Genomic DNA, 12,997 nt, shown 5'->3' with positions numbered 1-12,997 from the left:
GCAGCGCGGCACCGGGCAGCGCGGCACCGGGCAGCGCGGCACCGGGCAGCGCGGCACCGGGCAGCGCGGCACCGGGCAGCGCGGCACCGGGCAGCAGCCTAGTGACGGGGGTGGCGTGAGTTTGGCGCGTTGGGTGCGGCGGCGTGGGTATGGCTGGGTACCGCCGAATGACGCAGGCGGTGGGTGCGGCTGGGCGGGTGTGGAGGGTGCGTGGGGCCGGGCCGTTGTGGTCGGTTGCCGTGGTTTCGAGGGTTCGTCAGGGTGCGGGTGGGGCGCGGGCTGCGGGGTGGGCGGCAGCGGTGCGAGAGGTGTCGGAGTGCGGGGGGTGGGGATTGTGGGATTGTTCTACGAGGTGGGATGGGGTTGGGTTGTTCGGGCACCCCCGATCGACACAGCGTCACCGGCTCACTACAGTGGTTCGGTCCACTGGTCGGCTTCGAGCGCGGTTGGCGGGGGTCGGTGACGCTCAAGCGGTTCGGGTGGTTGACCACCGGTGTTCTGCTGGTGGCGACGGCCGTTGTGCTGCTCGTCGTGACCGGTGTGCTGCCGCGCGAACACGCGTTGATGATCGACAAGTTCGCCCAGTTGGCGTTCGCCACCGCCGCGCTCGCGTGCTTCTGGTCCGCCGCCCGACGCCGGCACGGCACGGCGCGCCGGTGGCGGCTGTGGATGGTCGCGGCCATGGCGGGGCTCGTGGTCGGGATGAGCGCCTGGATCTGGGGGCAGATCTTCCTCGGCGTGTCGATGCCCTCGACCACCGTCGCGCCGCTCGGGTTCCTGCTCGTGCCGATCCTCACCCTCTTCGCCGTCCTCGTCCTCGGGCACGGCGGCGGGAGCGGGTCGTTGCCGGGGCGGCGGAGTCGGGTCGTCATCGTGTTGGACGGGCTGATCGTCGTCGGATCGCTGTTCGTGCTCACGTGGGTGTCGCTGCTCGAGTCCATCGTCCGCGCGTGGGCCGCCTCCGGGCCGGGGTTCGCCACCGTCGTCGCGCACCCGGCCGCGTACCTCGTCACGCTCGTCGTCCTGCTGGTCTCGTCCTGGACCCACCGCAGCGTCCGCCAGCTGCCGGTGCTCTTCGTCGCGCTCGGCTGCGTCGCCCAGTCCTCCTCCGGCTGGGCGTTCGCGTTCCTGGTCAGCAGGCAGGTCACCGCCATCCCGACCGCCGCCGACATCGGGTTCATGGTCGCGCCGGCGCTGTTCTTCCTCGCCTCGGTCGCGCCGGGCCACAACACCCGCGAGCACTCCACCGGCCGGCTCCGCGCGGGCGAGTTGCTGCACCTGCTCGTGCCCTACCTCCCGATGCTGGTGACGGGCCTGTTCATCGTCGTCGGCACGGCCACCGGCGTGCGCCTCAACGCGCTGGAGATCTACGTCGGGCTGGGCGTCGTGCTGCTGGTGATCGCCCGCCAGCTGCTCACCCTGATCGACAACGTCCGACTGCTCGAACAGCTGCGCGACAGCCGGGAACGCCTGCGTCACCAGGCCTACCACGACCCGCTGACCGGGGTCGCCAACCGCTCGCTGTTCCGCGAGCGGCTCGACCTCGCGCTCGCCGGGTCCGAACCCGTAGTGGTGTTGTTCATCGACGTCGACGGGTTCAAGCACGTCAACGACAACTTCGGCCACGCCGAGGGCGACGCGGTGCTGCGGATCGTGGCGAAACGCCTCCAGGGTTGTGTTCGCGCGCAGGACACCGTGGCACGGTTGGGAGGCGACGAGTTCGGCGTGCTCGTCGACGGCTACCCGCTGCCGCCGGAGGAGATCGGCAACCGGGTGCTGGAAGCGCTGAAAGCACCGCACCGCACGGGAATCCGCCGGCACACGATCCACGCCAGCGTCGGCGTGTCGCACCGGCTGTCCGCGGACAGCACGCTGACCGCGGACGACCTGCTCGGCAGCGCGGACGCCGCGATGTACACGGCGAAACGACTCGGCAAGGGGATGGTGGTCGTGCACGGATCGGTCGAGGCGGAACTGCCGTGACGCCGGAGGACGCGCTGGGTCTGAGACCGCTGCCCGAGGAGGGCGGGCTGTTCGCGCAGGCGTGGCGGTCCGCCGAGGTCTCCTCCATCTACTACCTGCTCCGAAAACCCGACTTCTCCGCGTTACACAGGCTGGCCCACCTGGAGATCTACGCCTTCCACGCCGGCTCACCGCTCCGCATGCTCCTCCTGCACCCCGACGGCACCGTGACGACACCGGTGCTCGGCCTCGACTTCGCGGCAGGACAACGCCCGCAGCTCACCGTCCCGGCGGGGGTGTGGCAGGGCAGCGCACCCGACGGCGACTGGTCGCTGGTGAGCACCGTCGTCGTGCCGCCCTACACCGACGACATCGTGACGTTCGGCCGCGCGGACGACCTGGTGGCGGCGTACCCCGACCACGCTGAACCGATCCGCGGGCTGACCCGTAGCCCCAGGAAGTGGACCCGATGAAGTTCAGCCTCCTGCTCCCGACCGGCTTCGGCCGGGAGCTCGCGCACCTACCGGACCCCGTCGCGGCGTTCGAGACCTTGGCCGACGTGGCGCGAACCGCCGACGACCTGGGTTTCCACGCGCTGTGGGCGACCGACCACCTGCACTCCGAGGACCCGATGTTCGAGTCGTGGTCCACGCTCACCGCGCTGGCCCGCGACACCAGCCGGATCCGGCTCGGCCACCTGGTCAACGGCAACGCCTACCGCAACCCGGCGCTGGCCGCGAAGATGGCGTCCACAGTGGACGTTCTCTCGCACGGCCGCTTCACGTTCGGCATCGGCGCGGGCTGGTACGAGCCCGACCACCGGGGCTACGGCTACGAGTTCGGCACGGCCGGGCAGCGGCTCGCGAAGCTGGACGAGGCGGTGCGGGTGGTGCTGTCGCTCTGGACCGACGCCGAGACCACGTTCAAGGGCGAGCACTACCTGCTCGACGGCGCCGTGAACCGGCCGAAGGGCGTGCAGTCGCCGCACATCCCGCTGCTGATCGCGGGCGGCGGCGAGCGGACCACGTTGCGGCTGGTGGCCCGGTACGCGGACGCGTGCAACGTGGTGCACCACGTGGAGGGCTTGCGGCACAAGTACTCCGTGCTGCGCCGGCACTGCGACGACGTGGGCCGGGACTACGACGCGATCCACCGCACCGCGTCGACGCTGTGCATCATCGGCGACACCGACGAGGAGGCGCGGCGGCGGGTGCCCGAGGGAGCGCGGTTCGCCTACCCCGGTGACGTGGCCTCGTACGGGCTGGTCGGGACGGTGGACACCATCCGCGACCGGATCGCCGCGTACGAGGCCGTCGGGGTGCGCGAGCTGGCGATCGCGTTCGACGACCCGACGGGCACCGAGTCGGTGCGCCGGTTCGCCGCCGCGTTCCTGTAGGCCCGACCGGTCCGACAACCCGCGAGGCTCGGCGGAAGTCGTTGCGGCACAACGGTGTGCCGCGTTCGGCGGAGGGGCGCTAGAGCGCGCGGAGCAGGGGCAGCACGTCCTCGGAGAACTCGGTCAGGAACTTCTCCTGGTCGTGACCGGGGCCGTGGAACACCAGGTGGTTCAAGCCCGCGTCCACGTACGGCTTGATCTGCGCCACCGCGTCCTCGGGGTCGGACGCCACGATCCACCGCTTGGCGACCTGCTCGATGGGCAGCTCGTCGGCGAGCCGCTCCATCTCCGCCGCGCTGCCCACGCTGTGCTTCTGCTCGGGGGTCAGCGAGAGCGGGCCCCAGAACCGGGTGTTCTCCAGCGCGGCGGCGGGATCGCGGTCGTAGGACAGCTTGATCTCGATCATGTGGTCCACCGCGGCCGGGTCGCGGTCGGCCTTGGCCGCGCCCTCGGCGACCGCCGGCAGCAGCTGCTCGGTGTAGAGCTCCATGCCCTTGCCGGACGTGCAGATGAACCCGTCGCCCGCGCGGCCCGCGTACCGCGCCACCGTCGGGCCGCCCGCCGCCACGTACACCGGCACGGGGCGTTCCGGGCGGTCGTAGATGGTGGCGCCGACCAGCTTGTAGTACTCGCCGTCGAAGTCGACCTCGGATTCGGTCCACAGCCTGCGGATCAGCGTGACGGCCTCGCGCAGCCGGGCGAACCGCTCCTTGAACTCCGGCCACTCCCGGCCGGACACCGCGATCTCGTTCAGCGCCTCGCCGGTGCCCACGCCCAGGAAGACCCGGTCCGGGTAGAGCACGGCGAGGCTCGCGAACGCCTGCGCGACGACGGCCGGGTTGTAGCGGAACGTGGGCGTGAGCACGCTGGTGCCGAGCTTGACCCGGCTCGTCCGCTCCCCCACCGCGGCCAACCAGGTGAGCGCGAACGGCGCGTGGCCGCCGTTGTGCCGCCACGGCAGGAAGTGGTCGGACACCGTGACGCTGTCCAGACCGACTTCCTCCGCGCGCACCGCGTACTCGACCAGCTCGCGCGGGCCGAACTGTTCCGCGGACGCCTTGTAACCGATCTGCACCGACATCGCCGCTCCCGTGTTGTGCCGCCCCGTTCCGACTCTAGGGGATCTTGCGGAGCGCTTCCCGTCGGCCGCCGGCTCAGCCCATCGTCTTCTGGCCGTCGATCGTCTCGCGGATGATGTCGGCGTGGCCCGCGTGCTGCGAGGTCTCGGCGATGAGGTGCAGCAGGACGCGGCGGGTCGACCAGCTCGCGCCCTGTTCGAACCACGGCGCGACCGGCAGCGGGTGCGCCTGGTCGAGGTCGAGGGTGGCGACGACCTCCTCGGTGCGGGCGGCGGTCTCCTCGTAGCGCTTCAGCTCGGCCTCGAGGGTTTCCTCGGGGAGCAGGCGGTGGCCGTCGGCCCAGTCGGCCTGGACGCTCTGCATCAGCTCCGCGCCGCCGATCGCGAACCTGAGCCAGGTCTCCTCGGTGGTGCGCACGTGCTTGATCAGGCCGCCGAGGGACAGCGCGCTGACGGTCGGGGTCAGCCGGGCCTGCTCCTCGGTGATGCCGCGGACGGTGTGGCGCAGGAAACCGCGGTGGCGGGCGAGGACGGTCAGCAGGTCGGTCAGCTCGGTCATGGTGCGTCCTGTCGTGTGCGGCCCGGACGGGGTGTCGGGGCCTGGTTCGTGGCTGGCTCTGTGGTGCTGTGACCACCGTATGACCGAATGCGGACAGGTGGTGTCCTCGATCGGTGACCCGGTGGGGTGGGATTTTTCGACTTACGCTTCGTCGCGTGGACTTGCCCGTGATGCCGCCGGTGCGGCCGATGCTCGCCAAGGCCGTGCACGCGGTGCCGCGCGAGCCCGGGCTGGTGTACGAGCCGAAGTGGGACGGGTTCCGCTGCGTGGTGTTCCGCGACGGGCCCGAGTTGGAGTTGGGTTCGCGCAACGACCGGCCGTTGACCAGGTACTTCCCCGAGGTGGTCGAGGTGCTGGCGCGGGGGTTGCCGCAGCGGTGCGTGGTCGACGGCGAGATCGTGATCGTGACGCCGGGCGGGTTGGACTTCGACGCGTTGCAGTTGCGGCTGCACCCGGCGGCGTCGCGGGTGCGGAAGCTCGCGGTGGAGACGCCGGCCGGGTTCGTGGCGTTCGACCTGCTGGCGCTGGGTGATCGGGACCTGACGGGGGTGGCGTTCGCCGAGCGGCGACGGTTGCTGGAGTCGGTGCTGGAGGTGGGGCCCGGGTTGTACCTGACGCCGGCGACGACCGATCCGGACGTGGCGGAGGACTGGTTCACCCGGTTCGAGGGCGCCGGGTTCGACGGGGTGGTCGCGAAGTACCCGGACCTGCCGTACGCGCAGGACAAGCGGGTGATGTGGAAGGTCAAGCACGAGCGGACGGCGGACTGCGTCGTGGCCGGGTTCCGGTGGCACAAGGACGGTGTCGGGGTCGGGTCGTTGCTGCTGGGGCTGTGGGACGACGGGCGGTTGCACCACGTCGGGGTGGCGTCGTCGTTCTCGGCGGCTCGGCGGGTCGAGTTGGTGGCCGATCTGGAGCCCTACCGGGAGGGGGCCTGGGACGGGCACCCGTGGGCCGCCTGGGTGGAGGCCGATCGGGTTGCCGGTGGGGGTGAGGGCGCCGGTGGGCAGGGTATGACCAGTCGGTGGAACCCGCGGAAGTCGTTGGCGTGGGAGCCGTTGCGGATCGGGTTGGTGGCCGAGGTGCGGTACGAGCACCTTCAGGCTCGGCGGTTCCGGCACACCGCGCGGTTGTCGCGGTTCCGGGCCGATCGGGAGCCGGGGTCGTGCACGTACTCGCAGTTGGACGAGGTTCCGCCGGCCGAGTTGGCCGAGTTGTTCCCGGGTGGGTCGGCTAGTTCAGGGTGACGATGGCGGCGTTCAACGCGGTGGCGAACAGGACCCAGGCCAGGTAGGGCACCAGGAGCAGGGCGGACGGCCGGTGGCGGCGGAACGCCGTGATGGTCCAGATGATCGCGATCGCCAACGCGATGATGTCCACCAGGGCCAGGGTGTACCGCTCGGCGGCGAAGAACAGCGGGGTCCACAGCGCGTTCAGGAGGAGTTGGACCGCGTACGGGAGCAGGCGGGTGGTGGTGCCCTCCGCTTTCCAGACCAGCCAGCCGGACACCGCGATCAGCACGTAGAGGACCGTCCACACCGGACCGAACAGCCACGACGGCGGTGCCCAGGGCGGTTGGGCCAGTGCCTGGTAGCGCTCGGACGCCGAGACCGCGGACAGCGAGCCCACGACCGCGGTCACGGCCACGGCGGCGACGAAGACGGCCAGGCCGACGAGGGGGTGACGGGTCGTCGCGGTGGTCATGGTTCGAGGCTAGGAGGCGCGTGGGGCGTTCGCACGACGGGCGGCCGGTCCTTCTCCGAGGGCCGACCGCCTCGTGGTCAGGCCACCTCGTAGGTGAAGAACGCGCCGTCGCCGAGCATGACCCGCGCGCCCGGCGCGAGCAGGGCCGGGATGAGGCCCGCCAGGTCCTGCGGCGACCAGCCGGGCACCAGGATCGACGTGCCGTTCTTCGAGCCCAGGTCGACCACGTGCACGTCCCAGCCCTCCAGGCGCACCTCGACGTGGTTGCGGGAGATGTCGTTGCCCTGGATCTTGACCACGTGCGGGCGGTTCGGGCCGCGGTCGGACACCTGCGGGTCGCGGCCCAGGATCACGCCTCGGTCCAGCGGGATCAGCTCGCCGGTGGACAGGCGGAGCACGCCCAGCGGGGGGCGGGGCACGATCATCGGGTCCTGCGGCTCGATGTACTGGCCGCAGATCCGGCACGAGATCGCGTGGTCCGGGTTCAGGTGGCCCACGGGGCACTTGGTCGAGCGGACCTTCGCCTTGCCCGTGGGCGCGGACAGGTCCTCGGCTCCGGGGCGGCGGCGCAGTGCCGTTTCGTTCGGGGGTGGGCGGTTGAAGTCCGGGTCCACGACGGTGGTCGGGGATTCCGCCGGGGGTGCGGGGCGTGGGGGTTTCGGGGCCTCGAACTGGCGGCTCGGGGACGGGGTCGGCTGCGGGAACGGCGGTGACGTGGGTGGGGACGTGGGGTGCGGGATCGGCGGTGAGGTCGGGTGCGGGGTCGGGGTGGGGTGTGGAGCGGGGTGCGGGATCGGCGGTGACGTCGGTTGGGCGGTCTGGGGCGGGGACGGGGAGAAGCCCTTGGGGAGGTCCTGCTTCTCCAGGCGGACCACCAGGTGGCCCGCTCGGGCCACGCCGCGTTCCAGCGGGAGTTCCGCGCCGTCGGCCTCGCCGGTGGACAGGGTGAACTCGCGCACGCCCTCCACGACGGCCAGGTCGAGCCACTGGGCGACCTCGTCGGCTCGCACCTCGTAGCCGTCGACCCGGACCACGACGGAGCCCCGGACCACCAGGCGGCGGTGCTCGGTGGTGTAGCGGGCCAGGGCGAAGCTGCCCACGGAGCGCAGGCCCTCCTGGACGATTTCGCTCAGCACCTCGTCCACGCCCGCGCCCGCCCGGATCAGGTCCCAGCAGCGGCCGACGATCTCGGCCTCCGGCGGGACGGCGAGGAGGAGCCAGGTGCCCTCGGCCACCACCGCGACACCGGGGCCGGGGCGGTAGCCGATCACGGTGCCGGCGGCGGGGTCGGTCCGTCCACGACGACCACCGTCACGTTGTCCCGGCCGCCTGCCTGCACCGCTCGGCGCACGAGGGTGTCGGCCGCCTCGGCCGGGTTCGGCGTCGAGGCGAGCACGGAGGCGATCTCGTCGTCCTCGACCTCGCCGGTCAGGCCGTCCGAGCAGAGCAGGAACCGCTCCCCCGGGATCGGCGGGCACACCCACTGGTCCGGTTCGGGAGCCCGGTAGGCGCCCAGGGCGCGGGTGATCACGTTGCGGAACGGGGAGTTGCGGGCCTGGTCCTCGGTGAGCGTGCCGGCCGCGACCATCTCCGCCGCCTCGGAGTGGTCCGCGGTCAGCATCGTCAGGGCGCCCTCGGCGAACCGGTACACCCGGGAGTCGCCCACGTTGAACACCACCCAGTGGGGTGAACCCGCGAAGGTGACCGACACCAGGCCGGTCGCCGTGGTGCCCATGCCCGCGCGTCCGCCGACGGCGGCGTCCCGGATCGCGTCGTTCGCGGTGATCAGGGCTTGTCTGATGTCCTCCGGGCCGAGGTCCGGCCGGGAGTCCAGGGTGCCCAGGTGGGACACCGCCATCGCGCTCGCCACCTCGCCCGCCGCGTGGCCGCCCATGCCGTCGGCCACCACGAAGACGCGTTCGCCGGTGAAGTGGCTGTCCTCGTTCGACGTCCGCACCGCGCCCACGTCGGTCGCCGCGCCCACCCGTGCGTTCATCGGGTCACCGGCTCGGTGTGCGGGTGCGCCGGGTGCGTGGGGACGGGGGCTAGCGGTTCAGGCATTGGCGGCCCTTCTTCTGCTGGGCGGGTGGGCGTGGGCCTTCCCGGGGTGTGTGCAGTCTGGCCGATGAGGTGGGGTGGGTGTCGACGGCACGCGGAAGTTGTCCGGTGGGGGTGTCGGGGTGGGTGGGGGTCAGCTGAACACGGTGCGTGGGCGGTCCTCTTGGGTGCCGTCGATGTAGACGTCGACCTTTTCGTTGTAGAAGGCGATTCGGCCGGCTACCGCCCGGCTTTCCGGGAGGGGGGTGCGGTAGGCCCAGGCGATGTTCTCGTGGACCGCGTCGCCGATGACCGCCGACCAGTACTCGGCTGTGCCCTTGTACGGGCAGCCGGTGGTCAGGTCGGTGTGGCGCAGGAGGTCCTGGCGGACGTCGGTGAGGGGGAGGTAGTGGCGCGGGGGGAGGCCCGTTTCGAAGAGGATCACCGGGCGGGTCGAGTCGGCGATCACCACGCCGTCGATCTCCACTCGGATGTGGCGGCTGCTGGAGAGGGCGTCGATCCTGGTGTACGGGTCGCGCGGGTGGACGTAGACCGGTTCGTCCTCCTCGAACCACTCGTCCAGGGCGTCCCACTCGAAGCGGACCAGGGAGTGGAGGGTGGGGAGGGGGGAGGACGGGTAGGTCAGGGCGGCGGCCGTCGCCACCGCGTCCTTGACGTGGACGTCGTGGACGATGCCCTCGCCCCGACTGGGGGAGTGGCGGGTTTCGGCGGTCGGGGTGAGGGTGGCTTTGACGTCCCGCCGGGGGAAGTAGTAAGTGGGGTAGTAGGGCTTTTCCCAGACCAGGTACGGGGTTGTGGTGTCGGCGACCAGTTCGCCGGCCAGGTAGGCGCGGACGCGTTTGGCGCTGGGTTCTACGCGGACTCGGCCGCGTTCTGCGGTGGTCATGGGCTTGACGCTACTGCGGGCCGGCGGGAAGAGCGTGAAAGCGGCCTCGCCGGACGGGCAGTGCCTCCGGGGGTGGGGGCTTGCGCGCCCCGCGGCGCTTCAGGGGGTTGCGCGGGAGCGGAAGGGGAGGGTGTAGGCCTTGTCCCACAACGTTTCCAGAGGGCCCTTGGGGTTTCTCTTCAGCCATTGGGTGGCGAGGGTCGCCAGGGTGGTGGCCAAGGTCAGCCAGAGGGTGACGGTGAATTCCACTCGGTGCGGTTCGAAGGTGGTGGCCAGGCCCAGGCCCCAGGTGTAGCAGAGGGTCGAGGCCAGCAGGTTTTGGAGGATGTAGCAGGACAGGGCTGTCCGGCCGATCGCGGTGAGGCCGTTTTGCACGAGGCCCGGGGTGGTGATTCGGTGGACGGTCCTGGTGATCGCGCCCAGTAGGCCGAAGGCGACCAGAGGCGCGGCCAGGTAGCGGTCGGCCAGGAACCAGCTCGGACCGCTCAGGGCGGTCAGGAGGTTCAGGGGGATGCCGATTCCCAGGCCGATGAGCACGAGGTTGCGTTGGACGGTCCTTCCCCGTGCGGTGTTCTCCAGGGCCCCGGCTTTCAGGAGCAGGGCGCCTGCCAAAAACAGGGCGGTGCTGGAGGGGAGGACGAAGAGGGCTTCGGCCCGGAAGGTTTCCGGGTGGGTCAGGCGGGTGTGGACCTGGGTTGGCCAGCTGCTCGTGTCGGTGGGGAGACGGGAGCCGGTGAGGGGGTCCTTTTGGGTGACCATGAGGGCGGTCAGGAAGGTGATGACCGCGATGTGGAGCGTGGCGGTGATGGTCAGCCAGGTTTTCACGGTGCGGGTGGTGTGGTTCACGATGAACGCCACCGGGATGGAGATCAGCGCGTAGTACATGAGCACGTCGAATTCGAAGATCAGGACGTAGTGGAGGGTTCCCTCCAGGAGCAGCAGGGTCGAGCGCCACAGGTAGCGGCCCGGCCAGGGTGTCCGGTTCCTGGTGGCCGAGCGTGTCGCGGAGCGGTGTTGTAACGACAGGCCTATGCCGAACATGAGGGAGAGCAGGGCCAGGAATTTGCCGTTGCTCGCTGTTCTGAGCAGGGTTTCGCCCAGGCTGGTCGATTCGCCGAGGAAGGCTGCCGGGCCCGCCGGGTTGGTGAAGATCCAGATGTTGGTGGCCAGGGTGCCGAGGATCGCCACTCCTCGCAGGACATCCAGTGACGGGATTCGGGTGTCCATGGTGTTTTCTCCGCGGTGGTGGTGTGTGCGGAGAAAACTAGGTGTGGCACAGGGGTGCCGGCGTCCGTCCGAAGGTCGGCGTCCGTCCTACCTTGGGAGGACGGGGTAGTGGCGCGCGAGTGGGCTAGGTGCGGCGGCGGGCGTGTTGTCTTGCCAGGGCTCCTGCTCCCAGGATCAGCAGGATTGCCACCAGGCCCCAGCGGCGTTGGTCTCGGACTGCCTTGTTGACACCGCCCTGTGCCCGTTTTTCGGGTTCCGCCGCTTGATGTCGACCATCTCCGGGGGGCGACACCGTCACGTTCGAGGGCGAGGGCGAGGAGGGCGAGGGTGCGGCGGCTGGGGATTCCTGGGATGTGGGCGGTGATGGAGAGGCGGGGGAGGTGGGTGCGCCCGGGGGTGGCACCGGTTGGGCGGGGGCTGCCTGGCCGCCGGGGGGTGGTTGAGGTGGTGCGGGTTCGCCGGGTTGGGGTGGGGTCGGGGGTGCGGTCGTGAGTGGTGGGGGCGTTGTCGGTGGCGGCGGCGGTGGTGGCGGAGGAGGGGGTGGTGGCGGGGTGGGGTGTGTTGGTGGGGTCGGGGGGTTCTCGTGTGGTTGGGGGTGGAGGATTCTCAGGCAGGCGGTGGCGTCGATGGTGAGCTGGGCCGGGCGGTTGAGGACCTGGGTCACCCGGCCTGTGCCGTCCAGGGAGACTCGCCAGGTCGTGCTGCGGCCGGCGGTGTTGTTCTCGGTGGCGTAGAGGGCTTGGTCGGCGCCCAGGACCACCGCGCCGTAGTCGCCTGGTGGGAGGGTTCCGGTTCCCGGTACCGGGGCGACCTTGCCGCCGGTGGGGTTCAGGGTGACGACCTTCGCGTGGCCCTGGGGGCTGGTGGCCACTCCGTAGAGCTTGCCGTCGGTGGGGTTCAGGTCGAAGTCGTCCACCGTCATGGCTTCCGGGGAGGGCCAGAGCCAGGCGCCGCCCACCACGCGGAGGTAGGTCGGGGAGGTCGGGTTCACGTCCACGGCGAAGAGTTGGGCGCCGATTCTGACCACCAGGTGGTTTCCCACCACCGCGCCGGCCTTCGCGTGTCTCAGCAGGGACGAGTGCGGGGAACCCAGCGGGATGACGTGGCCCTCCCGGTCCACGGCGATGATTCTGCCGTCGGCGGCGATGCCGTAGACGCGTTGCTGGGACGGGGCGTAGCCGATGGCGTTGACCCGGTCCGTGAGACCCGCCAGGGCTGTTGTCGCGCCGGTGGGGAGTTCCAGCTCGAAGAGGGACGACGGGCCTGTCGCGCCGGCCTCGACCTGGATCGAGACGCAGATGGCCAGGGACAGGGGGTCGATCATCCGAATCGCTCCACCGCTGCCTGGAAGGCGTCCGGGCCCAGTTCCGCGCCGCCGCCGTACGGGTTCTGGAGCTGGTAGGTCGCGTAGAGGAGGAGGGTGATCGTCGCCGCGAGGGTGGCCACGATGAGCACGTGGGTGCGCATCAGCGGGCCGCCGAAGAGCAGCGGGAGGCCGATGGCCAGGACGCTGCCGATCACCAGCACGAACCAGACCACCGCGCTCACGCCGCCGCCCGCCGTGTCCAGGCGGTCCTGGCGGGCCTCGTAGACGTCCCACAGCTTGTTCGCGGCCTCGGTTTTGCGGTCCACCCGCCAGTCGTCGTCGGCGGGCGCGTTCGCGACGACTTCACGGATGCGGTCGAGGTCGGTCCAGCCGGTGGAAGTGAACGAGTTTCCCGATTTCAGGGACGGCCATTCGTCGTTGATGACGGTTTCCGCGTAGTCGCGGGTGAGTTTTCGGACCTCGTCGCCGGTGTCCTTCGACAGGGCGTCACTCGCCCAGGTGACGGCGACCAGACCATCTGCCTCGCGGTAGGCGGCGTCACTGGCCGCGTTCACCCCGTCGAACAGCGCGATCAGCACGAACGCGATCAGCACGGCGTGCAGGCCGCCCACGATGGTGAACACCTGGCCCGCTGCCTCGTTGTTCTCCGCGCGACCCTCGTCCGGGCCGTACCTGCGGATGAGGTAGGCCAGCGCGGCGGCGACCACGGCGGCCCCACCGACCCACAGCAGACCTGTGGTGTAGACGGTCATTTCTGCCCTCTCGAATTTCCACAGACCCGCGAATACACCTTTCGAAAG

Annotated in this window: 13 protein-coding genes; 4 read left to right on the top strand and 9 right to left on the bottom strand. The window is 70.8% G+C overall.

Features of this window, described 5'->3' with window-relative positions:
* The first annotated feature begins 483 nt into the window (after positions 1-483).
* Genes AB0G50_RS32975 through AB0G50_RS32965 form a run of 3 tightly spaced genes read left to right on the top strand, consistent with a single transcriptional unit; the run spans position 484 to position 3,358 of the window.
* Positions 484-1,983, top strand: a complete 1,500-nt coding sequence (locus tag AB0G50_RS32975; protein ID WP_360116906.1) for a GGDEF domain-containing protein — start codon at positions 484-486, stop codon at positions 1,981-1,983.
* On the top strand, positions 1,980-2,435 hold the full coding sequence (locus tag AB0G50_RS32970) for a cupin domain-containing protein (protein ID WP_360116903.1): 456 nt from the start codon (positions 1,980-1,982) through the stop codon (positions 2,433-2,435). Before AB0G50_RS32975 ends, AB0G50_RS32970 begins: the two co-directional genes overlap by 4 nt.
* Positions 2,432-3,358 (top strand): LLM class F420-dependent oxidoreductase, encoded by a 927-nt coding sequence (locus AB0G50_RS32965; protein ID WP_360116900.1) that lies wholly within the window; start codon positions 2,432-2,434, stop codon positions 3,356-3,358. The genes AB0G50_RS32970 and AB0G50_RS32965 overlap by 4 nt, the downstream gene beginning before the upstream one ends.
* Before the next feature lie 79 nt (positions 3,359-3,437).
* On the opposite strand, the gene fgd is transcribed toward AB0G50_RS32965, so the two are convergent.
* Positions 3,438-4,439, bottom strand: coding sequence for a glucose-6-phosphate dehydrogenase (coenzyme-F420) (gene fgd / locus AB0G50_RS32960; protein ID WP_360116897.1), 1,002 nt, complete (start codon positions 4,437-4,439; stop codon positions 3,438-3,440).
* Between the two features lie 73 nt (positions 4,440-4,512).
* On the bottom strand, positions 4,513-4,995 hold the full coding sequence (locus AB0G50_RS32955) for a DinB family protein (RefSeq protein ID WP_360116894.1): 483 nt from the start codon (positions 4,993-4,995) through the stop codon (positions 4,513-4,515).
* A gap of 155 nt (positions 4,996-5,150) precedes the next feature.
* Between AB0G50_RS32955 and AB0G50_RS32950 the strand changes: the two genes are divergently transcribed.
* Positions 5,151-6,242 carry an ATP-dependent DNA ligase gene (locus AB0G50_RS32950; protein WP_360116891.1) on the top strand — a complete coding sequence of 364 codons (1,092 nt, stop codon included), beginning with the start codon at positions 5,151-5,153 and terminating at the stop codon, positions 6,240-6,242.
* Here AB0G50_RS32950 and AB0G50_RS32945 read toward each other — a convergent pair.
* From AB0G50_RS32945 to AB0G50_RS32915, 7 genes are all read right to left on the bottom strand, one after another.
* Positions 6,229-6,699 (bottom strand): TspO/MBR family protein, encoded by a 471-nt coding sequence (locus AB0G50_RS32945; protein ID WP_360116888.1) that lies wholly within the window; start codon positions 6,697-6,699, stop codon positions 6,229-6,231. The two genes, AB0G50_RS32950 and AB0G50_RS32945, sit on opposite strands and share 14 nt — an antisense overlap.
* Positions 6,700-6,776: 77 nt before the next feature.
* Positions 6,777-7,970, bottom strand: coding sequence for an FHA domain-containing protein (locus AB0G50_RS32940; protein ID WP_360116885.1), 1,194 nt, complete (start codon positions 7,968-7,970; stop codon positions 6,777-6,779).
* Positions 7,967-8,695 carry a protein phosphatase 2C domain-containing protein gene (locus tag AB0G50_RS32935; protein WP_360116882.1) on the bottom strand — a complete coding sequence of 243 codons (729 nt, stop codon included), beginning with the start codon at positions 8,693-8,695 and terminating at the stop codon, positions 7,967-7,969. The genes AB0G50_RS32940 and AB0G50_RS32935 overlap by 4 nt, the downstream gene beginning before the upstream one ends.
* A 195-nt stretch (positions 8,696-8,890) precedes the next feature.
* Positions 8,891-9,643, bottom strand: coding sequence for a DUF427 domain-containing protein (locus tag AB0G50_RS32930; protein WP_360116879.1), 753 nt, complete (start codon positions 9,641-9,643; stop codon positions 8,891-8,893).
* Between the two features lie 99 nt (positions 9,644-9,742).
* Positions 9,743-10,831 (bottom strand): DUF418 domain-containing protein, encoded by a 1,089-nt coding sequence (locus AB0G50_RS32925; protein WP_360116876.1) that lies wholly within the window; start codon positions 10,829-10,831, stop codon positions 9,743-9,745.
* Positions 10,832-10,994: 163 nt separating this feature from the next.
* Positions 10,995-12,194, bottom strand: a complete 1,200-nt coding sequence (locus AB0G50_RS32920) for a hypothetical protein (protein WP_360116873.1) — start codon at positions 12,192-12,194, stop codon at positions 10,995-10,997.
* Positions 12,191-12,949, bottom strand: a complete 759-nt coding sequence (locus tag AB0G50_RS32915) for a hypothetical protein (RefSeq protein ID WP_360116870.1) — start codon at positions 12,947-12,949, stop codon at positions 12,191-12,193. Before AB0G50_RS32915 ends, AB0G50_RS32920 begins: the two co-directional genes overlap by 4 nt.
* Positions 12,950-12,997 lie beyond the last annotated feature (48 nt).

Source organism: Actinosynnema sp. NPDC020468 (assembly GCF_040642015.1).
Classification (GTDB): Bacteria; Actinomycetota; Actinomycetes; order Mycobacteriales; family Pseudonocardiaceae; genus Actinosynnema.
Note: the sequence above shows the minus strand (reverse complement) of the source record. Positions and strands in the feature narration are given on the sequence as shown.